The following is a 24192-nucleotide window of genomic DNA, read 5'->3' as shown; positions in this document are numbered from 1 at the left end:
TATTTTGAGTATATAACGGAAAAAAAGCATGTTACAGGTATACCTTGTTCGCCACGGTGAAACGCAGTGGAACGCCGAGCGACGCATTCAAGGCCAGTCAGACAGTCCACTGACCGCTAAAGGTGAACAGCAGGCCATGCAGGTCGGTGAGCGCGCGAAAACCCTCGGCATCACCCACATTATCAGTAGCGATTTAGGGCGCACCCGCCGCACCGCAGAAATTATCGCCCAGGCATGTGGCTGCGATATCCGCTTTGACGCCCGGCTGCGCGAACTGGACATGGGCGTGCTGGAAAAACGTCATATTGATTCCCTGACCGAAGAAGAAGAAAACTGGCGTCGCCAGTTGGTCAACGGGACGGTGGATGGACGTATCCCGGATGGCGAATCGATGCAGGAACTGGGCGTCCGGGTGAATGCCGCGCTCGCATCGTGCCTTGAGCTGCCGCAGGGGAGCCGTCCACTGCTGGTGAGTCACGGTATCGCGCTGGGTTGCCTGGTGAGCACCATTCTCGGTCTGCCCGCCTGGGCGGAGCGTCGTCTGCGTCTGCGCAACTGTTCGATTTCGCGGGTGGATTATCAGGAAAGCCTGTGGCTGGCGCCGGGCTGGGTCGTGGAAACGGCAGGGGACGTGTCACATCTGGACGCCCCTGCGCTGGATGAACTGCAGCGTTAACGGCGAATCGGAATCAGGAATTCGCAGCGCAGATTGATGGGGCGGTCACCGGCTTTGGCATCTTCGGCCGGGTAGTACCGCTCGATATCCTGACCTTTGCGGCGCGTCAGATTCAGCATCGGCATACAGGTGCCGTAAACTGTCAGAATAAATTCCTGAACGCCAGTACCCAGACCTTCATAGGTAAACATCACATACTCGCCGCCGTGTAACTGCACTGGCTGCGCCGACTGCACGTAGCCGTTCGCCTGCTCAGGCGTGAGCGCGGTGGTATAAAACACCTCCTGCTCGTCGTCTTTTTCCAGGCTCGGACGCGTTTCGTTCAGGCCGTACAGCACCGGGGGAATCGCTGGGGCGTGGCCGAGGAAATCGCGCCAGAACTGGACGCGCATTTCATGGCGGAAGTCAGAAATTTGCTCAAGCGAGCAGGAATAACTCTGGGTGACGCCAACCAGCTGCGTGTCTTCCAGGGTGACGAACTTATGCTCAGGTAGGGCAAACTCGCCCAGGCGCAAAGGCGGGCGAATACCGAACGCGCTCCATTCCGGCGAACGGCGGTACAGCGCAGGCGTCTGGAAAAACTGTTTTTTAAAGGCGCGGGTGAACGTTTGTTGAGAGTCGAAGCGGTATTGCAGGGCAATATCCAGGATCGGTCGCGCCGTCAGGCGAAGGGCCACAGCGGATTTCGACAAACGCCGCGCGCGGATGTACGCGCCAATGGCGTGGCCCGTGACGTCCTTAAACATTCTTTGCAGATGCCACTTGGAATACCCTGCTTTTGCCGCCACATTGTCAAGCGACAGAGGTTGGTCCAGGTGACCTTCCAGCCAGACTAAAAGGTCGCGAATAATGCCGGCCTGATCCATAAAATTTCCTCATCCTTTCAACTACGAGCACCTGACATCAGGTACCTGGATAATAGCATTTTTTGCTGTTTTAGCATTCAGTGTTTTTTTTGCGTATAAATGCTTTTTCCGGACTTATTAACGCGGGATTATTGTAATCCTGTGATCTACAAACAGTTTATTCTACAATGCCGAATAATTACGCAGCGTAATGTTTAATAATGGTAACAATATGAAATATAAGAGCTTAGTACTTTCCTCACTTCTGCTGCTGTTGGGGCAAACGGCGCAGGCCGAGCAGATTGGTTCTGTCGATACGGTATTCAAAATATTTGGCCCGGATCATAAAATTGTCGTGGAGGCCTTTGACGATCCCGACGTGAAAAATGTGACCTGCTACGTCAGTCGCGCCAAAACCGGGGGAATTAAAGGCGGGTTAGGGCTGGCCGAAGATACCTCCGACGCGGCGATATCCTGTCAGCAGGTGGGGCCGATTGAGCTTGGCGAAAGAATCAAAAACGGCAAAGCGCAGGGCGAAGTGGTATTTAAAAAACGCACTTCTCTGGTCTTCAAGTCTTTACAGGTTGTGCGCTTTTATGACGCCAAACGCAACGCGTTGGCGTATCTGGCCTACTCGGACAAGGTGGTCGATGGGTCGCCAAAAAACGCCATTAGCGCGGTGCCGATCATGCCGTGGCGACAGTAACAAGGAAGCATTATGCAGCAGGTTTCGGTCTGGCTGGTGGAAGATGAACAGGGCATTGCGGATACCCTGATTTACATGCTCCAGCAGGAAGGTTTTCGCGTTGAAGCCTTTGAGCGCGGCTTGCCCGCGCTGGAAAAATCGCGGCAGCGTTGTCCGGATGTCGCGATTCTTGACGTCGGCCTACCGGATATCAGCGGCTTTGAACTGTGCCGACGCCTGCTGGAACGGTATCCGGCCTTACCGGTTCTCTTTCTGACGGCGCGCAGTGATGAAGTCGATCGCCTGTTAGGCCTGGAAATCGGCGCGGATGACTATGTGGCGAAACCTTTCTCGCCGCGGGAAGTGTGCGCCCGGGTGCGAACGCTGCTACGCCGGGTGAAAAAATTCTCCACGCCATCTCCCGTCGTCACTATTGGTCATTTTGAACTGAATGAACTGGCCGCCGGGATTGCCTGGTTTGGCACGCCGCTGACGCTCACGCGCTATGAGTTTTTACTGCTGAAAACGTTGTTACAGTCACCCGGCCGGGTTTACTCGCGCCAGCAACTGATGGATATCGTTTGGGCCGATGCGCAGGATACTTTTGACCGCACGGTCGATACGCATATCAAAACCCTGCGCGCTAAATTACGCGCGATTAATCCGGATCTTTCGCCTATCAATACGCATCGCGGGATGGGCTACAGCCTGAGGAGCCTCTGATGCGCATTGGCATGCGTCTGCTGCTCGGTTACTTCCTGATTGTCGCCGTTGCCGCCTGGTTTGTACTGTCGATTTTCGTGCAGGAAATCAAACCGGGCGTCCGACGCGCAACCGAGGGAACGTTGATTGACACCGCGACGCTGTTGGCGGCGCTGGCGCGCGACGATCTTCTGTCTGGCGATCCGGCGCGCGGCCAACTGGCGCAGGCGTTCACGCTGCTGCACGATCGCCCCTTTCGCGCCAATATCAGCGGTATCTATAAAGTGCGTAACGAGTACCACGTCTACATGACCGATGCGCAGGGCAAAGTGGTGTTCGACTCTGCGAATAAGGCCGTTGGGCAGGACTATTCGCGCTGGAACGACGTCTGGTTAACCCTGCGCGGACAATACGGCGCGCGCAGTACCCCACAGGATCCCGCGGACCCGGAAAGTTCGGTTATGTATGTCGCGGCGCCGGTGCTGGACGACGGTAAAATCATTGGCGTACTGAGCGTGGGTAAGCCAAATGCGGCGATGGCGCCGGTCATTAAACGCAGTGAACGGCGGATCCTCTGGGCGAGCGCGATCCTGCTCGGTATTGCGTTGGTGATTGGCGCGGGTATGGTCTGGTGGATTAACCGCTCGATCGCCCGCCTGACACGCTATGCGGATTCGGTGACGGAAAATCAGCCAATGCCGCTACCGGCGTTGGGAAGCAGTGAGTTGCGCAAGCTGGCGCAGGCGCTGGAGAGTATGCGTCTGAAGCTGGAAGGGAAGAATTACATCGAACAGTATGTCTACGCGTTAACCCATGAGCTAAAAAGTCCGCTGGCGGCGATCCGCGGCGCGGCGGAAATCCTGCGCGAAGGCCCGCCTCCGGACATCGTGCAGCGTTTCACCGACAACATTCTCAGCCAGAATGCGCGAATGCAGGTGCTGGTAGAAACGCTGCTGCGCCAGGCGCGGCTGGAGAACCGTCAGGAAATTACACTCTCGCCGGTGGCGGTTGACGCGCTGTTTGCGCACGTCAGCGAGGCGCGCGCCATCCAGCTCGCCACAAAGAAGATCGCACTGGAGATAATGCCATCGACATTGACCGTTGCGGCGGAGCCCGCTTTGCTGGAGCAGGCGCTGGGCAATTTGCTCGATAACGCCATTGATTTTACTCCCGAGGGGGGAACCATTACCCTGAGCGCGCGGGCGCAGGCTGATCGGGTCACGCTGACGGTTACCGATACCGGGACGGGGATCCCGGACTTTGCGCTGCCGCGTATCTTCGAGCGGTTTTATTCGCTGCCGCGCGAAAACGGGCATAAAAGCAGTGGCCTGGGTCTGGCGTTCGTCAGCGAGGTCGCGCGTTTGTTAAAAGGGAATGTTGAACTGCGTAACCGTCCGCAAGGCGGTGTGGAGGCCTCGTTCACACTTCACCGTCACTTCACATAACTTCAACATCTCCCCACATAGCGGACTTACTCTTGCGGGTATTGCAAAAGGAGAACGCTATGTTGAAATCCCCCCTGTTCTGGAAAGTCGTCACCTTAGGTGGCGCGATCGTGTTACTGCTGATCCCGCTGATGATGGTCCGGCAGATTATTGTTGAACGCGCTGATTACCGCGATACGGTGGAGGATGCCATTCGGCAGAGCACCAGCGGCCCGCAAAAAGTGGTGGGGCCATTGATTGCAGTACCCGTCAGCGAACTGTACACGGTGATGGAAGATGACAAAAAAGTAGAGCGCACCCGCAGTTTTATCCACTTCTGGCTACCGGAGTCGCTGATGGTGGAAGGCAATCAGAATGTCGAAGCACGCAAGGTAGGCATTTACCAGGGGCAGGTCTGGCATACCGACCTGGCGATCAACGCGAAGTTTGACGTTGCGCGCCTGAATGCGCTGAACAAGCCCTCGATTAGCCTGGGGAAACCGTTTATTGTGATGGGCGTCGGCGACGCGCGGGGGATTGGCGCAGTGAAAGCGCCGACGGTCAATGGCATCCCACTCGCCGTCGAGCCGGGGACGGGGTTAACCGGGAGCGGGGCGGGGATCCACATTCCCCTGCCGGATGAACAGTGGGCGACGCGCGACCTGAACCTGGCGATGTCGCTAAACTTAAGCGGAACCGGCTCTTTTTCAGTGGTGCCCATCGGGCGCAGCAGTGAAATGACGCTCACCAGCAACTGGCCGCATCCGAATTTCCTCGGTGATTTCCTGCCGGGTAAACGTGAAATCAGCCCGTCCGGGTTTCAGGCCCAGTGGCAAAGCAGCTGGTTTGCCAACAATCTCGGCGAAGAGTTTGTCGCTACGCAAAAAGACGGTTGGTACAGTTTGCCTTCGTTCAGCGTCGCCGTTGCGACACCCGCCGATCAATATCAGTTAACGGACAGAGCGACAAAATATGCGCTTTTGCTGATCTGTCTCACGTTCATGGCGTTCTTTGTCTTCGAAACGCTGACCGGAAAACGGCTTCATCCCATGCAGTATCTGCTGGTGGGGCTTTCGTTGGTCATGTTTTACCTGCTGCTGTTGGCGCTGTCCGAACACATTGGCTTTACGCCAGCGTGGATAGCGGCGAGTCTGGTCGGGGCGATGATGAATGGCGTCTATTTGCAGGCGGTGTTGAAAGGCTGGCGTATCAGTATCGTTTTCACGCTGGCTTTACTGTTGCTTGATGGCGTGATGTGGGTGCTGCTGCGCTCCGAGGATAGCGCGCTGCTGTTGGGGACGGCGGTACTGCTTTTGGCGCTGGGCGGGGTGATGTTCCTGACACGCCATCTGGACTGGTATACGTTTTCCCGTGCTAAGCCTGTGCCGCCGGTGACGCCAGATAATCAGGACGACGCATTGCGTCTCTGGAAATAAAGTGTTTTTCTTCCCGGTATAAAAAACGGCGCACAAAGCGCCGTTTTTCAATGACGGTGGTAACCCGCTTAGTCCTGCAGATCGCCGCAGAAACGGTAACCTTCACCGTGAATGGTGGCGATGATTTCAGGGGTGTCCGGCGTGGATTCGAAATGCTTACGAATACGGCGGATGGTCACGTCAACGGTACGGTCATGCGGCTTCAGCTCGCGACCGGTCATTTTTTTCAGCAGTTCTGCGCGAGACTGGATCTTGCCTGGATTCTCACAGAAGTGCAGCATCGCGCGGAACTCGCTGCGCGGCAGTTTGTACTGCTCGCCATCAGGGCCGATCAGAGAACGGCTGTTGATGTCCAGTTCCCAACCGTTGAACTTATAGCTTTCAACGCTACGACGTTCTTCGCTGACAGTACCCAGGTTCATGGTACGGGACAGCAGGTTACGGGCACGGATAGTCAGTTCGCGCGGGTTAAACGGTTTGGTGATGTAATCGTCCGCACCGATTTCGAGGCCGAGGATTTTGTCGACTTCGTTATCGCGGCCCGTCAGGAACATCAGCGCAACGTTCGCCTGTTCGCGCAGTTCACGCGCCAGCAGAAGGCCGTTTTTCCCTGGCAGGTTGATATCCATGATCACCAGGTTGATGTCATATTCAGAGAGGATCTGATGCATTTCCGCGCCATCTGTCGCTTCGAATACATCATAGCCTTCCGCTTCGAAAATACTTTTCAACGTGTTGCGTGTTACCAACTCGTCTTCAACGATAAGAATGTGCGGGGTCTGCATGTTTGATACCTAAATTGCCAACTAAATCGAAACAGGAAGTACAAAAGTCCCTGACCTGCCTGATGCATGTCGCAAATTAACATGATCGGCGTAACATGACTAAAGTACGTAATTGCGTTCTTGATGCACTTTCCATCAACGTCAACAACATCATTAGCTTGGTCGTGGGTACTTTCCCTCTGGACCCGACAGTGTCAAAAACGGCTGTCATCCTAACCATTTTAACAGCAACATAACAGGCTAAGACGTACCGGACACCCAATAAAACTACGCTTCGTTGACATATATCAAGTTCAATTGTAGCACGTTAACAGTTTGATGAAATCATCGTATCCAAATGCTAGCGTTCATCACAAATTTGCAATAATCCAACTAGTTGCACAGGAAAACTAATTAACGCAATGAATCCGATGAATGCGTTTCATTTTAAATCAAATTGTCTTAGATAAACAGCAGGATATACTGTTTCTGTTAACATAAAAAATGTTAGTAAAGTCAGGAAATAGTTTAGCGTCTTTTATTGAAGGTGAAACGGTTTTTCAGCTTTTTTCGTTAAAATTTTGTAAATTCGCTCTGCGTAATAAGTTGACATTGGTCACGTTATTCTGCGCGGGCATATCTAAAGAGTAGCTAAATGCGTATCACAATTATCCTTGTTGCCCCGGCGAGAGCGGAAAATATCGGCGCGGCGGCACGCGCGATGAAAACAATGGGATTCAGCCAGTTGCGTATTGTGGACAGCCAGGCGCATCTGGAGCCAGCAACGCGCTGGGTCGCGCATGGTTCCGGCGATATTATTGATAATATTGCTGTTTTTCCCACGCTTGCTGACGCGATTCAGGATGTCGATTTTACCATCGCCACGACCGCGCGCAGCCGGGCGAAATTCCATTACTACGCCACGCCGGCAGAACTGGTGCCGTTGCTGGACGAAAAAGCAGGCTGGATGAATCATGCTGCGCTGGTGTTTGGCCGTGAAGATTCCGGCTTAACCAATGAGGAACTGGCGCTGGCGGACGTGCTGACCGGCGTGCCAATGGTGGCGGATTATCCCTCCCTGAATCTTGGGCAGGCCGTCATGGTTTATTGCTATCAATTAGCAGGTTTAATGCAACAACCGGATAAAAATATCGACGTATCTGATGAATTTCAGTTACAGGCGTTACGTTCCCGCCTCATGCAATTGCTGATGACCTTAGATGTCGCAGATGACCAAAAGCTGGTCGACTGGTTACAACAGCGTTTGGGACTTTTAGGTCAGCGAGACACCGCCATGCTGCATCGACTGGTGCATGATATCGAAAAAAATATCACAGAATAATTGTTTGTTAATTGTCTGGTTTGTGGTTATTTTTGCTGAAAACAAGAGGGGCTAACCTGGTTTATCGGTTAAAAGTAAACCTGACGGCAGCAGCACATGAACAAGTTTCGTAAGGTGAGTAAATCAATTATTTATTGACTTAGGTCATCAGATACTTTAACCAATATATACCCGTCATACTTCACGTTGCAGGTGTGCTCTCAGCGGTCGCCCAGCGAAATCGCTTAGCCAGGCTCATCGGACATTGTTCATTTGCCGCCTTCGTGCAACTCGACGTATTCAGGGTATAGACAAGCACAGACAGATAAAAATGACAGAGCACACAACATCTATGAAACGCATCAGCACCACCATTACCACCACCATCACCATTACCACAGGTAACGGTGCGGGCTGACGCGTACAGGAAACACAGAAAAAAGCCCGCACCTGAACAGTGCGGGCTTTTTTTTCGACCAAAGGTAACGAGGTAACAACCATGCGAGTGTTGAAGTTCGGCGGTACATCAGTGGCAAATGCAGAACGTTTTCTGCGGGTTGCCGATATTCTGGAGAGCAATGCCAGGCAGGGGCAGGTAGCGACCGTACTTTCTGCCCCGGCGAAAATAACGAACCATCTGGTGGCCATGATTGAAAAGACTATCGGCGGCCAGGACGCTTTGCCCAATATCAGCGATGCCGAACGTATTTTTGCCGAACTTCTGACTGGGCTCGCTGAGGCGCAACCGGGCTTCCCGGTGGCGAAGTTGAAAGCGTTCGTTGAGCAAGAGTTTGCCCAGATTAAACATGTACTGCATGGGATCAGCCTGCTCGGCCAGTGCCCGGACAGCATCAACGCTGCGCTTATCTGCCGTGGCGAAAAAATGTCAATTGCCATCATGGCGGGCTTGCTGGAAGCACGCGGCCACAACGTGACTGTTATCGATCCCGTCGAGAAATTGCTGGCTGTCGGTCACTACCTCGAATCTACCGTTGATATTGCCGAATCGACGCGTCGTATCGCCGCCGGACGCATTCCGGCCGATCACATGATTCTGATGGCCGGTTTCACCGCCGGGAACGAGAAAGGGGAACTGGTGGTGCTGGGCCGCAATGGTTCCGATTACTCTGCCGCAGTACTGGCCGCCTGCTTACGCGCCGACTGCTGCGAGATCTGGACTGACGTTGACGGCGTGTATACCTGCGATCCGCGCCAGGTACCGGATGCCAGGCTGCTGAAGTCGATGTCGTATCAGGAAGCGATGGAGCTCTCTTACTTCGGCGCGAAAGTCCTTCACCCCCGTACTATCACCCCAATCGCCCAGTTCCAGATCCCTTGCCTGATTAAAAATACCGGTAACCCGCAGGCGCCGGGCACGCTCATTGGCGCAAGCCGTGACGAAGACGACCTGCCGGTGAAAGGTATTTCTAATCTCAACAATATGGCGATGTTCAACGTTTCCGGCCCTGGAATGAAAGGCATGGTGGGGATGGCGGCGCGCGTTTTCGCGGTAATGTCACGCGCCGGGATCTCGGTGGTGCTAATCACCCAGTCATCATCGGAATACAGCATCAGCTTCTGTGTGCCGCAGGCAGACTGCGCCCGCGCCCAGCGCGCGTTGCAGGACGAGTTCTATCTTGAGCTGAAAGAAGGGCTGCTGGAACCGCTGGCAGTCACAGAACGTCTGGCGATCATTTCGGTCGTGGGAGATGGCATGCGCACGCTGCGTGGGATCTCCGCTAAATTCTTCGCCGCGCTGGCTCGCGCCAATATCAATATTGTCGCAATCGCTCAAGGGTCTTCCGAACGTTCCATTTCGGTTGTTGTGAACAATGACGATGTCACTACGGGCGTCCGTGTGACCCATCAGATGCTGTTCAATACCGACCAGGTGATTGAAGTATTTGTCATCGGCGTCGGCGGCGTCGGCGGCGCACTGCTGGAGCAGCTTAAGCGTCAGCAAACCTGGCTTAAGAACAAGCATATCGATCTGCGCGTCTGCGGCGTAGCGAACTCCAGGGCAATGTTGACCAACGTACACGGTCTGAACCTGGAAAACTGGCAGGCGGCGCTGGCGGAAGCGAAAGAGCCGTTTAACCTGGGACGCTTAATTCGGCTGGTGAAAGACTACCATCTGCTGAACCCGGTGATTGTCGACTGCACCTCCAGCCAGGCGGTGGCGGATCAGTATGCAGACTTCCTGCGTGAAGGTTTCCACGTCGTTACGCCGAACAAAAAGGCGAATACCTCGTCGATGGATTACTACCACCAGTTGCGTTTCGCGGCGGCGAAGTCACGGCGTAAATTCCTTTACGACACTAACGTCGGCGCGGGTTTGCCGGTAATCGAGAACCTGCAAAACCTGCTCAACGCGGGTGACGAACTGCAAAAATTTTCCGGCATCCTGTCTGGTTCGCTTTCGTTTATTTTCGGTAAGCTGGACGAAGGGATGAGCCTTTCGGACGCCACCAAAATGGCGCGCGAAATGGGCTATACCGAGCCGGATCCGCGTGACGATCTGTCCGGGATGGACGTTGCGCGCAAGCTGCTGATCCTCGCCCGTGAAACCGGGCGTGAGCTGGAGCTGTCTGACATCGTAATTGAGCCAGTCCTTCCGGAAACATTTGACGATTCCGGCGATGTCGCGGCGTTTATGGCGAACCTGCCGCAACTGGATGACGCCTTTGCCGCACGAGTGGCAAAAGCGCGTGATGCGGGCAACGTCTTACGCTATGTTGGCAACATCGAAGAAGACGGCGTGTGCCGGGTGAAAATTGCTGAAGTGGATGGCAACGATCCGTTATATAAAGTGAAAAACGGCGAAAACGCGCTGGCCTTCTACAGCCACTATTACCAGCCGCTGCCGCTGGTGCTGCGTGGTTACGGCGCCGGTAACGACGTGACGGCGGCAGGGGTATTTGCCGACCTGCTGCGCACCCTCTCATGGAAGTTAGGAGTCTAAGATGGTTAAAGTGTATGCCCCGGCTTCCAGCGCCAATATGAGCGTTGGCTTCGATGTGCTCGGGGCGGCCGTAACGCCGGTTGATGGTTCACTGTTAGGCGACGTGGTAACGGTTGACGCGGCGGAAAGCTTCAGTCTGCAAAATCGCGGCCATTTCGCCGACAAACTGCCGACCGAGCCACGCGAAAACATTGTGTATCAATGCTGGGAGCGTTTCTGCCAGGAGTTGGGTAAACCGATCCCGGTGGCGATGACCCTGGAAAAGAATATGCCGATTGGCTCCGGTTTAGGTTCCAGCGCTTGTTCTGTGGTGGCGGCGCTGGTGGCGATGAACGCGCACTGCGGGAAGCCGCTGAACGATACCCGGCTGCTGGCGATCATGGGCGAGCTGGAAGGCCGTATCTCAGGCAGTATTCATTACGATAATGTGGCGCCGTGTTTTCTCGGCGGCATGCAACTGATGATTGAAGAAAACGGCATTATCAGCCAGCAGGTGCCAGGCTTTGATGAATGGCTGTGGGTGCTGGCTTATCCGGGCATTAAGGTCTCTACGGCGGAAGCGCGCGCGATTTTGCCTGCGCAATATCGTCGTCAGGACTGCATCGCCCACGGGCGTCATCTGGCCGGATTTATTCATGCCTGTTATTCCCGTCAGCCAGGGCTGGCGGCAAAACTGATGAAGGACGTGATTGCCGAACCGTACCGCGAGCGTTTACTGCCGGGCTTCAGCCTGGCGCGTCAGGCGGTGGCGGAAATCGGCGCCCTGGCGAGCGGGATTTCCGGATCAGGGCCGACGCTGTTCGCGCTGTGCGATAAGCCGGATACCGCACAGCGGGTGGCTGACTGGCTTGAGAAAAACTATCTGCAAAATCAGGAAGGCTTTGTTCATATTTGCCGGCTGGACACGGCAGGCGCACGGGTATTGGGATAATTAATGAAACTCTACAATCTTAAAGATCATAACGAACAGGTTAACTTCGCGCAGGCCGTCACGCAGGGGCTGGGCAAAAATCAGGGGCTGTTTTTTCCGCACGACCTGCCGGAATTTAGCCTGACAGAAGTCGATGACATGCTGAACCAGGATTTCGTCAGCCGGAGCGCGAAGATTCTTTCCGCTTTTATTGGCGATGAGATCCCGCAGGCGATCCTTGAAGAGCGCGTGCGCGCCGCGTTTGCCTTCCCGGCGCCGGTCACACAGGTTGAAGGCGACGTCGGCTGTCTGGAGCTGTTCCACGGCCCAACGTTGGCGTTTAAGGATTTCGGCGGCCGGTTTATGGCGCAGATGCTGACCCAAATCAGCGGCGACAAGCCGGTGACCATTCTGACGGCGACATCAGGTGATACTGGCGCTGCCGTGGCCCATGCGTTTTACGGTCTGCCGAATGTGCGCGTCGTTATTCTGTATCCGCGCGGCAAGATCAGCCCGCTACAGGAAAAACTGTTCTGCACCCTCGGCGGCAACATTGAAACCGTGGCGATTGATGGCGATTTCGATGCTTGTCAGGCGCTGGTGAAGCAGGCGTTCGATGATGAGGAACTGAAAGTCGCGCTGGGGCTGAACTCGGCGAACTCGATCAATATCAGCCGTCTGCTGGCGCAGATTTGTTATTACTTTGAAGCCGTCGCGCAGTTGCCGCAAGACGCGCGCAATCAGTTGGTCATCTCTGTACCGAGCGGAAACTTTGGCGATCTGACGGCGGGCCTGTTGGCGAAGTCGCTTGGCCTGCCGGTGAAGCGCTTTATCGCGGCGACCAACGTCAATGATACCGTACCGAGATTCCTGCAGGAGGGCAAGTGGGCGCCGAAAGCGACGCAGGCGACTCTGTCGAACGCCATGGATGTCAGCCAGCCGAACAACTGGCCGCGCGTTGAGGAGCTGTTCCGTCGTAAGATCTGGCGTCTGAATGAGCTGGGCTATGCCGCAGTGGATGATGAAACCACCAAAGAGACCCTGCGTGAGCTCAAAGCGAAGGGATATACCTCGGAGCCGCACGCGGCGGTAGCGTACCGTGCCCTGCGCGATCGCCTGAATCCGGGCGAGTACGGTCTGTTTCTCGGTACGGCGCATCCGGCGAAATTTAAAGAGAGCGTGGAAGCGATCCTGGGCGAAACGTTGGATCTGCCGAAAGCGCTGGCGGAAAGGGCCGATCTGCCGCTGCTTTCCCATTCGCTTCCGGCGGATTTCGCCGCTCTGCGTAAGCTGATGATGAGCCGGGGATAATCGCGGCTGTATCTGCAATGTCTGATGGCGGCGTGCCGCCATCAGACCATCGCCCATTACTGCTCGTGGCGCTTAAACACCAATTCGCCATCCCCCGATGCGGCTTCATCAAAGAAATAGCCTTCAAGATTAAAACCGGTCAATTGTTCCGGTTTCGTCAGGCGATTTTCAATAATGTATCGGCTCATCAGGCCGCGCGCTTTTTTGGCGTAGAAGCTGATCACCTTAAACTTGCCGTTCTTCTCATCAAGAAACACCGGCTTGATTAATTCAGCATTCAATTTCTGCGGTTTCACCGATTTAAAGTATTCGTCCGACGCCAGATTGATAATCACCCGGTCTCCCTGTGACGCCAGCGCGTCGTTTAGCTTGTTGGTAATCACGTCGCCCCAAAACTGATACAGGTCTTTCCCTCTGGCGTTTTGCAGACGAATCCCCATTTCCAGACGGTACGGCTGCATCAGATCCAATGGGCGCAGGACGCCGTATAACCCTGACAGCATACGTAAATGCTGCTGGGCGAACTCGAAATCCGCGTCGCTGAAGGTTTCCGCCTGCAAACCGGTATACACATCGCCCTTAAACGCGAGAATAGCCTGGCGGGCGTTTTCCGGCGTAAAGTCGGGCTGCCAGTCATGAAAGCGGGTGGCATTCAGATCGGCAAGTTTATCGCTGATGCCCATCAGCTTGCCGATTTGCGGCGCCGACAGCTTGCGCGCCTCATGAATAAGCTGCTGGGCGTGATCCAGCAGCTCGGGTTGCGTAAAGCGCGTTGTCGCCAGCGGGCTTTGATAGTCGAGGGTTTTTGCAGGTGAAATCAGAATCAGCATATCCAGTCCTTGCAGGAAATTTTCTGCGACTTTAGCAAAAAACGCGACAGAGTTGATCGATAGTTGCGATTAGTTCCGTGGGATATCGTCCCAGGCATCCGGCGCCAGCTGCGGTTCAATATCCGGGTACCGTAGCGGATCGAAGACGGGACGCACGCCCAGTTTACGCTGGCGTAAATAATCGCTGGCGAGGGTATGCACCACCGGCGACAGCAGCAGAATCGCGGTCAGGTTGGTTATCGCCATGCAGGCCATGATGATGTCGGCAAGTTGCCACAAAACGGGGAAACTCATCAGCGTCCCGGCGATCACCGTAGAACAGGCAGCAAACCGCAATGTCCAGATGGCCCGCCGGTTATCCATTCGCAGAAAGAACAGATTGTTCTCGGCATAAATGGTGTTCACCACGATCGAACTAAAGGCAAATAGCGTCACCACAATGGCGACAAAATCGCCACCCCACTCGCCAACCAGCGCGCTCATCGCTTTCTGGATCAACTGTATGCCTTCCATCGGCGCATAGGTCGTGCCGTTGCCAGCCAGCAAAACCAGCATGGCTGTGGCGCTGCAGACCACCAGCGTGTCGATAAAAATGCCGATCATCTGTACGATGCCCTGGGCTGCGGGGTGCGGCGGCCAGGAGGCTGCCGCGGCGGCGGCATTCGGCGTTGACCCCATTCCGGCTTCGTTAGAAAACATGCTGCGCTGAAAGCCGCTGGTAAGGGCCTGGCTCAGCGTGTACCCTGCCGCGCCGCCTGCGGCTTCCTGCCAGCCAAACGCGCTCTGCACGATGGACAGTACCACGTCAGGGATCAGGTCGATATTGATTGCACAGACCACCAGACTGGTCACCACCCATAGCAGCGCCATCATCGGAACAAACCACTGCATCATTCGCGCTACGCCCCGGATGCCCCTGATGATGACCAGCAACGCGGCGCCGGCGAGGACCACGCCGCTGACAAGGGGCGGGAAATCAAACGAAAAATGGAGCGCGCGCGAAACGGCGTTTGCCTGAACGCCATTGAAAATCATCCCATACGCTATCAGCAAAAAGAGGGCAAACAGCACGCCCATCCAACGCATGCCTAAACCGCGCGCCATATACCACGCCGGACCGCCGCGAAACTGGCCGTGGCGATCGCGCTCTTTATACAGTTGGGCCAGGGCGCTTTCGGCGAAGGAGGTGGCCATGCCGATAACGGCAGCGACCCACATCCAGAAAACCGCGCCCGGCCCGCCGGCAGTGATCGCCAGCGCGACGCCGGACAGGTTGCCGCTCCCTATCCGCGCGGCAAGACTGGTGCATAACGCCTGAAATGAGGTTAGCCCGCCCGGTTGCGGGTTCACGCTGTTTTTCAGACTTCTGCCAAACTGGCGGATATAGCGAAATTGAACGAATCCCGTGCGCCAGGTAAACCAGCAGCCTGCTCCAAAGAGCAGGTAGATCATGACCGATCCCCAGAGCACGTCGTTGATAAATGAAAAGAAGTCAGGCATTAACATCCCTCTTGTTGCTGCCGGTACGCTTTAACAATCCCGTGTAAGCGTTACCAATTGTCGAATAGTATATACGCTGCTGGACAACGGGTAGCGGGCGTCAATCATACATGAGGTTGAGCGCACGAATCGCGCGTGACATCAAGACAAGCGCTGAAAATTGACCCTGGCGGCGCGACGGGGATAACCGCATTGTCTGCGGTTGCGCTGACACTGCGTCGTGTTATCATCAGGGCAGACCGGTTACATCCCCCTAACAAGCTGTTTAAAGAGAAACACTATCATGACGGACAAATTGACCTCCCTTCGTCAGTTCACCACCGTGGTGGCCGACACCGGAGACATCGCGGCAATGAAGCTGTATCAGCCGCAGGATGCCACAACCAACCCTTCTCTCATTCTTAACGCAGCGCAGATCCCGGAATACCGCAAGTTGATTGATGACGCTGTTGCCTGGGCTAAGCAGCAGAGCAGCGACCGCGCGCAGCAGATTGTTGACGCTACCGATAAGCTGGCGGTCAACATCGGTCTGGAAATCCTCAAACTGGTTCCGGGCCGTATCTCCACGGAAGTGGATGCGCGTCTGTCCTACGACACCGAAGCGTCTATCGCTAAGGCAAAACGCATCATTAAGCTCTATAACGATGCGGGCATCAGCAACGATCGCATTCTGATTAAGCTGGCTTCCACCTGGCAGGGCATCCGTGCCGCTGAGCAGTTGGAAAAAGAGGGCATCAACTGTAACCTGACGCTGCTGTTCTCCTTCGCTCAGGCGCGCGCCTGTGCTGAAGCGGGTGTTTACCTGATCTCCCCGTTTGTGGGTCGTATTCTGGACTGGTACAAAGCCAATACCGATAAGAAAGAGTATGCTCCGGCAGAAGATCCGGGCGTGGTTTCCGTAACGGAAATCTACGAATACTACAAACAGCACGGCTACGAGACGGTAGTAATGGGCGCAAGCTTCCGCAATATCGGCGAAATCCTTGAGCTGGCAGGTTGCGACCGCCTGACGATCGCTCCGGCGCTGCTGAAAGAACTGGCTGAAAGCGAAGGCGCTGTCGAACGTAAACTGTCCTTCTCTGGCGAAGTGAAAGCGCGCCCGGAACGTATTACCGAGTCTGAGTTCCTGTGGCAGCACAACCAGGATCCAATGGCGGTGGACAAACTGGCGGACGGTATCCGTAAGTTTGCCGTTGACCAGGAAAAACTGGAAAAAATGATCGGCGATCTGCTGTAATCATTCCGCGTGACCGGATCCCCGGTCACGCGACCTCTCTCGTCCTCTGTCTGAAAATCCCCTCTGCGTGTATCATTCCCTAAATGCATCAGTTGAATGGAATGAATATGAATACCTTACGCATCGGCTTAGTGTCGATTTCTGACCGCGCGTCCAGCGGTGTTTATCAGGATAAAGGCATCCCGGCTCTGGAAGAATGGCTGGGCAAAGCGCTGACAACGCCGTTTGACCTGCAGACGCGTTTAATTCCCGATGAGCAGGCCATTATTGAGCAGACGCTGTGCGAACTGGTCGACGAAATGAGTTGCCACCTGGTGCTGACTACCGGCGGTACCGGTCCGGCGCGTCGCGACGTCACGCCGGACGCGACGCTGGCCATTGCCGACCGCGAGATGCCCGGTTTTGGTGAACAAATGCGGCAGATTAGCCTCCACTTTGTACCGACAGCGATTCTCTCGCGCCAGGTTGGGGTGATCCGCAAACAGGCGCTGATCCTCAATTTGCCGGGCCAGCCGAAATCGATTCAAGAGACGCTGGAAGGGGTCAAAGCAGCGGATGGCAGCGTGGTGGTCGCGGGTATTTTTGCCAGTGTACCGTATTGTATACAGTTGCTTGACGGGCCTTACGTCGAAACAGCAGCGGAAGTTGTAGCAGCATTTCGTCCGAAAAGCGCGCGGCGCGAAACAAATAGCTAAATTATATGTTTTTGTGACATAAGCATCGGCAAATCTGGCGTGTTGATTTATTTACGTTAAAGTAAGGTTTACTTTACAAGGGCGATGCGCGATCGCCCAATCACGCCTTAATGATGGTTTGCTATGTCACAACATGCCCGATCTTTGAATCGTCAGGACTATAAAACGTTGACGCTGGCCGCTCTGGGCGGCGCGCTGGAGTTTTACGACTTCATTATCTTCGTCTTTTTTGCCGCCGTTGTTGGTGAGCTGTTTTTCCCGGCAGACATTCCGGAATGGCTTCGTCAGGTGCAGACCTTTGGTATTTTTGCCGCAGGCTATCTGGCGCGTCCGTTAGGCGGCATCATCATGGCGCATTTCGGCGATCTGGTCGGGCGCAAGAAAATGTTCACTCTGAGCATCCTGCTGATGGCGGTGCCCACGCTGGCGATAGGTCTGTTACCGACTTATGCCGCGATAGGCATTGCCGCGCCGCTGTTATTGTTGCTGATGCGCATCCTGCAAGGGGCGGCGATTGGCGGGGAAGTGCCGGGCGCGTGGGTGTTTGTCGCCGAACATGTGCCGGAACATCGTATCGGCATTGCCTGCGGCACGCTAACGGCGGGGCTGACGGTGGGTATCCTGCTCGGCTCAGTGGTGGCAACACAGGTCAATACCCATTTTTCTTCCCAGGCGGTCCACGACTATGGCTGGCGCATTCCTTTCCTGCTCGGCGGTGTGTTTGGCCTGGTGGCGATGTACCTGCGCCGCTGGTTACAGGAAACGCCTGTCTTTTTGGAAATGCAACAGCGTAAAGCGTTGGCGCAGGAGTTACCGGTGAAGTCGGTGGTGGTCAGGCATCAGAAAGCCGTCATCATCTCAATGCTGCTGACCTGGCTGCTCTCTGCGGGTATTGTGGTGGTCATACTGATGTCGCCGGTCTGGCTGCAAAAACAGTATGGACTGGCTCCCGCCCTGACGCTCCAGGCCAACAGCGTGGCGACCATCATGCTCTGCATCGGCTGCCTGCTCTCCGGCTACCTTGTCGATCGCGTCGGCGCCAGCAAAACCTTTATTGTCGGCAGTGTTCTGCTGGCCTGTTCCAGTGGGCTCTTCTATCACCTGGCGGGTGAACACCCGGCGCGATTATTTCTTTTATACGGGCTGGTGGGATTGTGCGTTGGCGTGGTCGGCGCTGTGCCATACGTAATGGTACGCGCGTTCCCTGCGGAGGTTCGCTTTACCGGCATTTCGTTTTCGTACAATGTTTCCTACGCCATTTTCGGCGGCCTGACGCCCATTGCGGTGACGTTGCTAATGAACGTATCGCCAATGGCCCCGGCATGGTATGTGCTGGCGCTGTCGCTGGTAGGTCTAGGACTGGGAATTTGGTTGCGGCAGGATAGGTGTTATCACAACACGGACATACAGGCAGAGCTACAACGGCAGTGAGAGTATCCCCCCAGGTGGGGGGATAAATGATTAATGCGCGTCGCCGATTGGCAAAATGGTGCGGCCAAACTGCTCGTTCAGCACTTCACCCATCGCCAGGTAAATCGCGCTGGCGCCGCATACCAGACCGACCCAACCTGCGATGTGGATCACCGCTTCGCTGCCGCCGATGTTGCCGACAGCCAGCAGGGCGAACAGAACGGTCAGGCTCAGGAAGACGAACTGCAGAGCGCGTGCGCCTTTCAGTGTACCGAAGAACATAAACAGCGTGAAGACGCCCCACAGACCGAGGTATACCCCGAGGAACTGCGCATTCGGCGCGTCGGTCAGACCCATTTTCGGCATCAGCAGAATGGCGACCAGCGTCAGCCAGAAGGCGCCGTAAGAGGTGAAGGCGGTTAAGCCGAAAGTGTTGCCTTTTTTGTATTCGAGCAGACCGGCAAAGATTTGCGCGATGCCGCCGTAGAAAATTCCCATCGCGAGAATAATACCGTCAAGGGCGAAGAAACCCGCGTTATGCAGGTTAAGCAGAATGGTGGTCATGCCGAAGCCCATCAGGCCCAGCGGTGCCGGGTTAGCCAACTTAGTGTTGCCCATAAATCCTCAAAAATCATCATTGATTGAATGGTGAAATAGTTTCCCCGAAAAACGGTTCCGCGTTCGGGGCGCGGCATAATAATCAGGGGCGAGGTGGCTGTCTATGATCTCATCAGGGGAAACGGCGTTATTTTTGACGTGATTGACATCACAACTCCGTCGGAGGCTTTTTTCTCATCAAAAGCAAAAATTTTTTTCATTCCCCCCTTGATGAAGTGGGTTACGACCCCACTTAGTAGTCAACCGCAATGGCGAGTCTGAAAAAAAACGATTCAGGGGTAGTTGAAACCGCACGTTTCGCCCTTATTACAGACTCACAACCACATGTTGACCGAATTTTTAGTGGAGACGTTTAGATGGGTAAAATTATTGGTATCGACCTGGGTACTACCAACTCTTGTGTAGCGATTATGGACGGCACTCAGGCACGCGTGCTGGAGAATGCTGAGGGCGATCGCACCACGCCTTCTATCATTGCATATACCCAGGATGGTGAAACTCTGGTTGGTCAGCCGGCTAAACGTCAGGCAGTGACAAACCCGCAAAACACCCTGTTTGCGATCAAACGCCTGATTGGCCGCCGCTTCCAGGACGAAGAAGTCCAGCGCGATGTTTCTATCATGCCGTACAAAATCATCGGCGCCGATAACGGCGACGCATGGCTTGATGTGAAAGGCCAGAAAATGGCGCCGCCGCAGATCTCTGCCGAAGTGCTGAAAAAAATGAAGAAAACGGCGGAAGATTACCTGGGTGAGCCGGTAACGGAAGCGGTTATTACCGTACCTGCATACTTTAACGATGCTCAGCGTCAGGCAACCAAAGATGCTGGCCGTATCGCAGGTCTGGAAGTCAAACGTATCATCAACGAACCGACCGCAGCGGCACTGGCTTACGGTCTGGATAAAGAAGTTGGCAACCGTACTATCGCGGTCTACGACCTCGGTGGCGGTACCTTCGATATCTCTATTATCGAAATCGACGAAGTTGACGGCGAAAAAACCTTCGAAGTTCTGGCAACCAACGGTGATACCCACCTGGGTGGTGAAGACTTCGACAGCCGTATGATCAACTATCTGGTTGAAGAATTTAAGAAAGATCAGGGCATTGACCTGCGTAATGACCCGCTGGCCATGCAGCGCCTGAAAGAAGCGGCGGAAAAAGCGAAAATCGAACTTTCTTCCGCACAGCAGACCGATGTGAACCTGCCGTATATCACCGCAGATGCCACCGGTCCGAAACACATGAACATCAAAGTGACGCGCGCGAAACTGGAAAGCCTGGTCGAAGATCTGGTGAACCGTTCTATCGAGCCGCTGAAAGTTGCGCTGCAGGACGCTGGCCTGTCCGTATCTGATATCAACGACGTTATTCTCGTTGGTGGTCAGACCCGTATGCCAATGGTGCAGAAGAAAGTGGCTGAGTTCTTTGGTAAAGAACCGCGTAAAGACGTTAACCCGGACGAAGCCGTGGCTATCGGTGCTGCCGTTCAGGGCGGTGTATTGACCGGGGATGTGAAAGACGTTCTGTTGCTCGACGTTACCCCGCTGTCGCTGGGTATCGAAACGATGGGCGGCGTCATGACTGCGCTGATCAGCAAAAACACCACTATCCCGACCAAGCACAGCCAGGTGTTCTCTACTGCAGAAGACAACCAGTCTGCGGTAACCATCCATGTGCTGCAGGGTGAGCGTAAACGCGCGTCTGATAACAAATCTCTGGGTCAGTTCAACCTGGATGGCATCAACCCAGCGCCGCGCGGCATGCCGCAGATCGAAGTCACCTTCGATATCGATGCTGACGGTATCCTGCACGTTTCCGCGAAAGACAAAAACAGCGGTAAAGAGCAGAAGATCACCATCAAGGCATCTTCTGGCCTGAACGAGGAAGAGATTCAGAAAATGGTTCGCGAAGCAGAAGCGAACGCAGAATCTGACCGTAAGTTCGAAGAGCTGGTTCAGACCCGCAACCAGGGCGACCATCTGCTGCACAGCACGCGTAAGCAGGTAGAAGAAGCAGGCGATCAGCTGCCGGCTGACGATAAGACGGCCATTGAGTCTGCGCTGAGCGGCCTGGAAACGGCGCTGAAAGGTGAAGACAAAGCGGCTATCGAAGCGAAGATGCAGGAACTGGCGCAGGTTTCCCAGAAACTGATGGAGATCGCCCAGCAGCAGCACGCACAGCAGCAGGCAGGCTCCGCTGACGCTTCCGCAAACAATGCGAAAGATGACGATGTTGTCGACGCTGAGTTTGAAGAAGTGAAAGACAAAAAATAATCGCCCTTTGAACGGGTAATTACTGGCACGGGCGAAGAGGTTTCCTCTCCGCCCGTGCACGCATGTTAAGGGCAGATAAAAAGAGATGGCTAAGCAAGACTATTACGAGATTTTGGGCGTTTCCAAATCAGCGGAAGAGCGTGAAATCAAAAAGGCCTACAAGCGCCTGGCCATGAAATATCACCCGGACCGTAACCAGGGTGATAAAGAGGCCGAAGCCAAGTTCAAAGAGATCAAAGAAGCCTACGAAGTGCTGACCGATGCGCAAAAACGCGCCGCTTACGATCAGTACGGGCATGCTGCGTTTGAGCAGGGTGGAATGGGCGGTGGCGGCGGCTTTGGCGGCGGCGCTGACTTCAGCGATATTTTTGGTGACGTTTTTGGCGATATCTTCGGCGGTGGCCGGGGCCGTCAACGTGCCGCGCGTGGGGCCGATTTACGTTACAACATGGATCTCACCCTCGAAGAAGCCGTACGTGGCGTGACCAAAGAGATCCGTATTCCGACGCTGGAAGAGTGTGATGTTTGCCACGGTAGCGGGGCAAAAGCGGGTACTCAGCCGCAGACATGTCCAACCTGTCACGGCTCCGGCCAGGTGCAGATGCGTCAGGGCTTTTTTGCCGTTCAGCAAACCTGTCCGCACTGTCAGGGACGGGGTACGTTGATCAAAGACCCGTGCAACAAATGTCATGGTCATGGTCGCGTTGAGAAAAGCAAAACGCTGTCGGTTAAAATCCCGGCAGGTGTGGATACCGGCGATCGCATTCGTCTTTCCGGCGAGGGCGAAGCAGGGGAGCACGGCGCTCCGGCAGGCGATCTGTATGTTCAGGTCCAGGTGAAACAGCACCCGATCTTCGAACGTGAAGGGAATAACCTGTACTGTGAAGTACCGATCAACTTTGCAATGGCGGCGCTCGGCGGCGAGATTGAAGTTCCGACGCTCGACGGACGTGTGAAGCTGAAAATCCCTGGCGAAACGCAGACCGGCAAACTGTTCCGTATGCGCGGAAAAGGCGTGAAGTCCGTTCGCGGCGGCGCGCAGGGCGATCTGTTATGTCGCGTGGTGGTGGAAACGCCGGTAGGCCTGAACGAAAAGCAAAAGCAACTGCTGAAAGATCTGCAGGAAAGCTTTGGCGGACCGACAGGGGAAAATAACAGCCCACGTTCCAAGAGTTTCTTCGACGGCGTGAAAAAGTTCTTCGACGATCTGACACGCTAAGACACATCGGTTATTTCGCTTAACAAGCCTGAGATTGAGAGATCTCGGGCTTTTTTATTTTGGTCTATACTCGTAAAAACCGATTCATTCATCATAAATAATCTAATTTTAACGATGATTCATGCGGAGTAAGATGGTCATTACGAAGTATTCACCTGAAAGCGAGAATAAAAAGTGAAACATCTGCATCGATTCTTTAGCAGCGACGCCTCCGGAGGCATCATACTGATCATCGCCGCTGCGCTGGCCATGATAATGGCGAATAGCGGCGCCACCAGTGGGTGGTACCACGCTTTTCTTGACACTCCTGTACAACTGCGCGTTGGCGCGCTTGAAATCAACAAAAACATGTTGTTATGGATTAACGATGCCCTGATGGCGGTGTTTTTTCTGTTGATTGGTCTGGAGGTCAAGCGGGAACTGATGCAAGGCTCCCTTGCCAGCTTGCGTCAGGCGGCGTTTCCCGTTATTGCCGCTATTGGCGGGATGATTGTTCCGGCTGTGCTCTATCTGGCGTTTAACTATGCCGACCCGGTAACGCGTGAGGGTTGGGCGATCCCGGCGGCGACGGATATTGCTTTTGCGCTGGGCGTACTGGCGTTACTGGGCAGCCGTGTACCGCTGGCGTTGAAAATTTTCCTCATGGCGCTGGCGATTATTGATGACCTGGGCGCGATTGTGATTATCGCGCTGTTCTATACCAGCGATCTGTCGATGGTATCTCTGGGCGTGGCGGCATGCGCCATTGCGGTACTGGCGCTGCTGAATCTGTGCGGGGTAAGACGAACGGGAGTTTATATTCTGGTGGGCGTCGTGCTCTGGACTGCGGTGCTCAAGTCTGGCGTACACGCAACGTTAGCGGGAGTGATTGTCGGGTTCTTTATTCCACTCAAGGAGAAACACGGGCGTTCTCCGGCGAAGCGTCTGGAGCATGTTTTGCACCCGTGGGTGGCGTACATGATCCTGCCGCTGTTTGCTTTCGCCAACGCGGGTGTTTCCCTGCAGGGCGTGACGATCGATGGGCTCACCTCCATCCTGCCGTTGGGCATTATTGCCGGCCTGCTGATAGGTAAACCGCTGGGCATTAGTCTGTTCTGCTGGCTGGCGCTGCGTCTGAAAATGGCGCAATTACCGCAGGGTACGACCTTCCCGCAGATCATGGCGGTCGGCATTCTGTGCGGCATTGGCTTTACTATGTCGATCTTTATCGCCAGCCTGGCGTTTGGCAGCGTTGATCCGGAACTGATTAACTGGGCGAAGCTGGGGATCCTGATTGGTTCGCTGCTGTCGGCAGTGATTGGCTATAGCTGGCTACGCGCGCGTTTAAGCGCGGCGGCCTGAGCGTAAGCATTCGCAGGGGAGCGCAGTCAGCTC

22 protein-coding genes and 1 other annotated feature are annotated in these 24192 nt (G+C 54.9%); of the genes, 17 read left to right on the top strand and 5 right to left on the bottom strand.

Annotation, left to right across the window (positions count from 1 at the left end; all coding sequences use genetic code 11):
* Positions 1 to 28: 28 nt before the first annotated feature.
* Positions 29 to 676, top strand: coding sequence for a 2,3-diphosphoglycerate-dependent phosphoglycerate mutase GpmB (gene gpmB, locus CSE01S_RS15390; protein WP_042290266.1), 648 nt, complete (start codon positions 29 to 31; stop codon positions 674 to 676).
* Here the strand turns inward: gpmB and robA are convergent.
* On the bottom strand, positions 673 to 1542 hold the full coding sequence (gene robA / locus CSE01S_RS15385; RefSeq protein WP_042290264.1) for an MDR efflux pump AcrAB transcriptional activator RobA: 870 nt from the start codon (positions 1540 to 1542) through the stop codon (positions 673 to 675). The genes gpmB and robA overlap by 4 nt on opposite strands.
* Positions 1543 to 1753: 211 nt before the next feature.
* On the opposite strand from robA, the gene creA reads away from it, so the two are divergent.
* Genes creA through creD form a run of 4 tightly spaced genes read left to right on the top strand, consistent with a single transcriptional unit; the run spans position 1754 to position 5768 of the window.
* Positions 1754 to 2227 (top strand): protein CreA, encoded by a 474-nt coding sequence (creA, locus tag CSE01S_RS15380; protein WP_042290339.1) that lies wholly within the window; start codon positions 1754 to 1756, stop codon positions 2225 to 2227.
* A gap of 12 nt (positions 2228 to 2239) precedes the next feature.
* Positions 2240 to 2929, top strand: a complete 690-nt coding sequence (gene creB, locus CSE01S_RS15375) for a two-component system response regulator CreB (protein WP_042290262.1) — start codon at positions 2240 to 2242, stop codon at positions 2927 to 2929.
* Positions 2929 to 4353 (top strand): two-component system sensor histidine kinase CreC, encoded by a 1425-nt coding sequence (creC, locus tag CSE01S_RS15370; RefSeq protein WP_042290260.1) that lies wholly within the window; start codon positions 2929 to 2931, stop codon positions 4351 to 4353. Before creB ends, creC begins: the two co-directional genes overlap by 1 nt.
* A 59-nt stretch (positions 4354 to 4412) precedes the next feature.
* Positions 4413 to 5768, top strand: coding sequence for a cell envelope integrity protein CreD (creD, locus tag CSE01S_RS15365; RefSeq protein ID WP_042290258.1), 1356 nt, complete (start codon positions 4413 to 4415; stop codon positions 5766 to 5768).
* A 68-nt stretch (positions 5769 to 5836) separates the two neighbouring features.
* Here creD and arcA read toward each other — a convergent pair whose 3' ends face one another.
* On the bottom strand, positions 5837 to 6553 hold the full coding sequence (gene arcA, locus CSE01S_RS15360) for a two-component system response regulator ArcA (protein WP_001194359.1): 717 nt from the start codon (positions 6551 to 6553) through the stop codon (positions 5837 to 5839).
* A 95-nt stretch (positions 6554 to 6648) separates the two neighbouring features.
* Here arcA and yjjY point away from each other — a divergent pair, with 95 nt between their 5' ends.
* From yjjY to thrC, 6 genes are all read left to right on the top strand, one after another.
* Positions 6649 to 6789: a YjjY family protein gene (yjjY, locus tag CSE01S_RS22845; RefSeq protein ID WP_001541509.1), complete on the top strand. Its 141-nt coding sequence runs from the start codon at positions 6649 to 6651 to the stop codon at positions 6787 to 6789.
* Positions 6790 to 7187: 398 nt separating this feature from the next.
* Positions 7188 to 7874, top strand: a complete 687-nt coding sequence (locus CSE01S_RS15350; RefSeq protein ID WP_042290255.1) for a tRNA/rRNA methyltransferase — start codon at positions 7188 to 7190, stop codon at positions 7872 to 7874.
* A gap of 331 nt (positions 7875 to 8205) precedes the next feature.
* Positions 8206 to 8271: a thr operon leader peptide gene (thrL, locus tag CSE01S_RS15345; protein WP_001386572.1), complete on the top strand. Its 66-nt coding sequence runs from the start codon at positions 8206 to 8208 to the stop codon at positions 8269 to 8271.
* Positions 8207 to 8327: a sequence feature (Thr leader region), on the top strand. Its footprint overlaps the gene before it by 65 nt.
* Positions 8328 to 8352: 25 nt before the next feature.
* Positions 8353 to 10815, top strand: coding sequence for a bifunctional aspartate kinase/homoserine dehydrogenase I (gene thrA, locus CSE01S_RS15340; RefSeq protein ID WP_042290336.1), 2463 nt, complete (start codon positions 8353 to 8355; stop codon positions 10813 to 10815).
* Between the two features lies 1 nt (position 10816).
* Entirely contained in the window at positions 10817 to 11746 is a 930-nt protein-coding gene (gene thrB / locus CSE01S_RS15335; RefSeq protein WP_042290253.1) for a homoserine kinase, read from the top strand.
* Between the two features lie 3 nt (positions 11747 to 11749).
* Positions 11750 to 13036, top strand: coding sequence for a threonine synthase (gene thrC, locus CSE01S_RS15330; RefSeq protein WP_042290250.1), 1287 nt, complete (start codon positions 11750 to 11752; stop codon positions 13034 to 13036).
* A 56-nt stretch (positions 13037 to 13092) separates the two neighbouring features.
* Here the strand turns inward: thrC and yaaA are convergent, their stop codons facing one another.
* On the bottom strand, positions 13093 to 13866 hold the full coding sequence (gene yaaA / locus CSE01S_RS15325; protein ID WP_042290248.1) for a peroxide stress protein YaaA: 774 nt from the start codon (positions 13864 to 13866) through the stop codon (positions 13093 to 13095).
* Between the two features lie 69 nt (positions 13867 to 13935).
* Positions 13936 to 15366: an alanine/glycine:cation symporter family protein gene (locus CSE01S_RS15320; protein ID WP_042290245.1), complete on the bottom strand. Its 1431-nt coding sequence runs from the start codon at positions 15364 to 15366 to the stop codon at positions 13936 to 13938.
* Positions 15367 to 15649: 283 nt separating this feature from the next.
* On the opposite strand from CSE01S_RS15320, the gene tal reads away from it, so the two are divergent.
* From tal to CSE01S_RS15305, 3 genes are all read left to right on the top strand, one after another.
* Positions 15650 to 16603 carry a transaldolase gene (gene tal, locus CSE01S_RS15315; RefSeq protein WP_042290242.1) on the top strand — a complete coding sequence of 318 codons (954 nt, stop codon included), beginning with the start codon at positions 15650 to 15652 and terminating at the stop codon, positions 16601 to 16603.
* Positions 16604 to 16710: 107 nt separating this feature from the next.
* Positions 16711 to 17298 carry a molybdopterin adenylyltransferase gene (mog, locus tag CSE01S_RS15310; protein WP_042290240.1) on the top strand — a complete coding sequence of 196 codons (588 nt, stop codon included), beginning with the start codon at positions 16711 to 16713 and terminating at the stop codon, positions 17296 to 17298.
* A 123-nt stretch (positions 17299 to 17421) separates the two neighbouring features.
* On the top strand, positions 17422 to 18729 hold the full coding sequence (locus CSE01S_RS15305) for an MFS transporter (RefSeq protein ID WP_042290238.1): 1308 nt from the start codon (positions 17422 to 17424) through the stop codon (positions 18727 to 18729).
* Positions 18730 to 18759: 30 nt separating this feature from the next.
* Here CSE01S_RS15305 and satP read toward each other — a convergent pair whose 3' ends face one another.
* Positions 18760 to 19326, bottom strand: coding sequence for an acetate uptake transporter (gene satP / locus CSE01S_RS15300; protein WP_042290236.1), 567 nt, complete (start codon positions 19324 to 19326; stop codon positions 18760 to 18762).
* Between the two features lie 356 nt (positions 19327 to 19682).
* On the opposite strand from satP, the gene dnaK reads away from it, so the two are divergent.
* The 3 genes from dnaK (at position 19683) to nhaA (ending at position 24159) form a co-directional block, all read left to right on the top strand.
* Positions 19683 to 21599, top strand: a complete 1917-nt coding sequence (gene dnaK, locus CSE01S_RS15295; protein WP_042290234.1) for a molecular chaperone DnaK — start codon at positions 19683 to 19685, stop codon at positions 21597 to 21599.
* 85 nt (positions 21600 to 21684) lie between these two features.
* Positions 21685 to 22818, top strand: coding sequence for a molecular chaperone DnaJ (gene dnaJ / locus CSE01S_RS15290; RefSeq protein ID WP_042290231.1), 1134 nt, complete (start codon positions 21685 to 21687; stop codon positions 22816 to 22818).
* A gap of 174 nt (positions 22819 to 22992) precedes the next feature.
* Complete coding sequence (nhaA, locus tag CSE01S_RS15285) at positions 22993 to 24159, top strand: Na+/H+ antiporter NhaA (protein ID WP_042290227.1); 1167 nt, start codon at positions 22993 to 22995, stop codon at positions 24157 to 24159.
* The last annotated feature ends 33 nt before the right edge of the window (positions 24160 to 24192 follow it).

It is taken from the genome of Citrobacter sedlakii NBRC 105722 (assembly GCF_000759835.1).
Lineage (GTDB): Bacteria > Pseudomonadota > Gammaproteobacteria > Enterobacterales > Enterobacteriaceae > Citrobacter_A > Citrobacter_A sedlakii.
Note: the sequence above shows the minus strand (reverse complement) of the source record. Positions and strands in the feature narration are given on the sequence as shown.

Excerpts from the sequence above, each read along its gene's own strand:
- gpmB (WP_042290266.1), top strand. The coding sequence starts at position 29 with ATGTTACAGGTATACCTTGTTCGCCACGGTGAAACGCAGTGGAACGCC.
- robA (WP_042290264.1), bottom strand. The coding sequence starts at position 1,542 with ATGGATCAGGCCGGCATTATTCGCGACCTTTTAGTCTGGCTGGAAGGT.
- creA (WP_042290339.1), top strand. The coding sequence starts at position 1,754 with ATGAAATATAAGAGCTTAGTACTTTCCTCACTTCTGCTGCTGTTGGGG.
- creB (WP_042290262.1), top strand. The coding sequence starts at position 2,240 with ATGCAGCAGGTTTCGGTCTGGCTGGTGGAAGATGAACAGGGCATTGCG.
- creC (WP_042290260.1), top strand. The coding sequence starts at position 2,929 with ATGCGCATTGGCATGCGTCTGCTGCTCGGTTACTTCCTGATTGTCGCC.
- creD (WP_042290258.1), top strand. The coding sequence starts at position 4,413 with ATGTTGAAATCCCCCCTGTTCTGGAAAGTCGTCACCTTAGGTGGCGCG.
- arcA (WP_001194359.1), bottom strand. The coding sequence starts at position 6,553 with ATGCAGACCCCGCACATTCTTATCGTTGAAGACGAGTTGGTAACACGC.
- yjjY (WP_001541509.1), top strand. The coding sequence starts at position 6,649 with ATGACTAAAGTACGTAATTGCGTTCTTGATGCACTTTCCATCAACGTC.
- CSE01S_RS15350 (WP_042290255.1), top strand. The coding sequence starts at position 7,188 with ATGCGTATCACAATTATCCTTGTTGCCCCGGCGAGAGCGGAAAATATC.
- thrA (WP_042290336.1), top strand. The coding sequence starts at position 8,353 with ATGCGAGTGTTGAAGTTCGGCGGTACATCAGTGGCAAATGCAGAACGT.
- thrB (WP_042290253.1), top strand. The coding sequence starts at position 10,817 with ATGGTTAAAGTGTATGCCCCGGCTTCCAGCGCCAATATGAGCGTTGGC.
- thrC (WP_042290250.1), top strand. The coding sequence starts at position 11,750 with ATGAAACTCTACAATCTTAAAGATCATAACGAACAGGTTAACTTCGCG.
- yaaA (WP_042290248.1), bottom strand. The coding sequence starts at position 13,866 with ATGCTGATTCTGATTTCACCTGCAAAAACCCTCGACTATCAAAGCCCG.
- CSE01S_RS15320 (WP_042290245.1), bottom strand. The coding sequence starts at position 15,366 with ATGCCTGACTTCTTTTCATTTATCAACGACGTGCTCTGGGGATCGGTC.
- tal (WP_042290242.1), top strand. The coding sequence starts at position 15,650 with ATGACGGACAAATTGACCTCCCTTCGTCAGTTCACCACCGTGGTGGCC.
- mog (WP_042290240.1), top strand. The coding sequence starts at position 16,711 with ATGAATACCTTACGCATCGGCTTAGTGTCGATTTCTGACCGCGCGTCC.
- CSE01S_RS15305 (WP_042290238.1), top strand. The coding sequence starts at position 17,422 with ATGTCACAACATGCCCGATCTTTGAATCGTCAGGACTATAAAACGTTG.
- satP (WP_042290236.1), bottom strand. The coding sequence starts at position 19,326 with ATGGGCAACACTAAGTTGGCTAACCCGGCACCGCTGGGCCTGATGGGC.
- dnaK (WP_042290234.1), top strand. The coding sequence starts at position 19,683 with ATGGGTAAAATTATTGGTATCGACCTGGGTACTACCAACTCTTGTGTA.
- dnaJ (WP_042290231.1), top strand. The coding sequence starts at position 21,685 with ATGGCTAAGCAAGACTATTACGAGATTTTGGGCGTTTCCAAATCAGCG.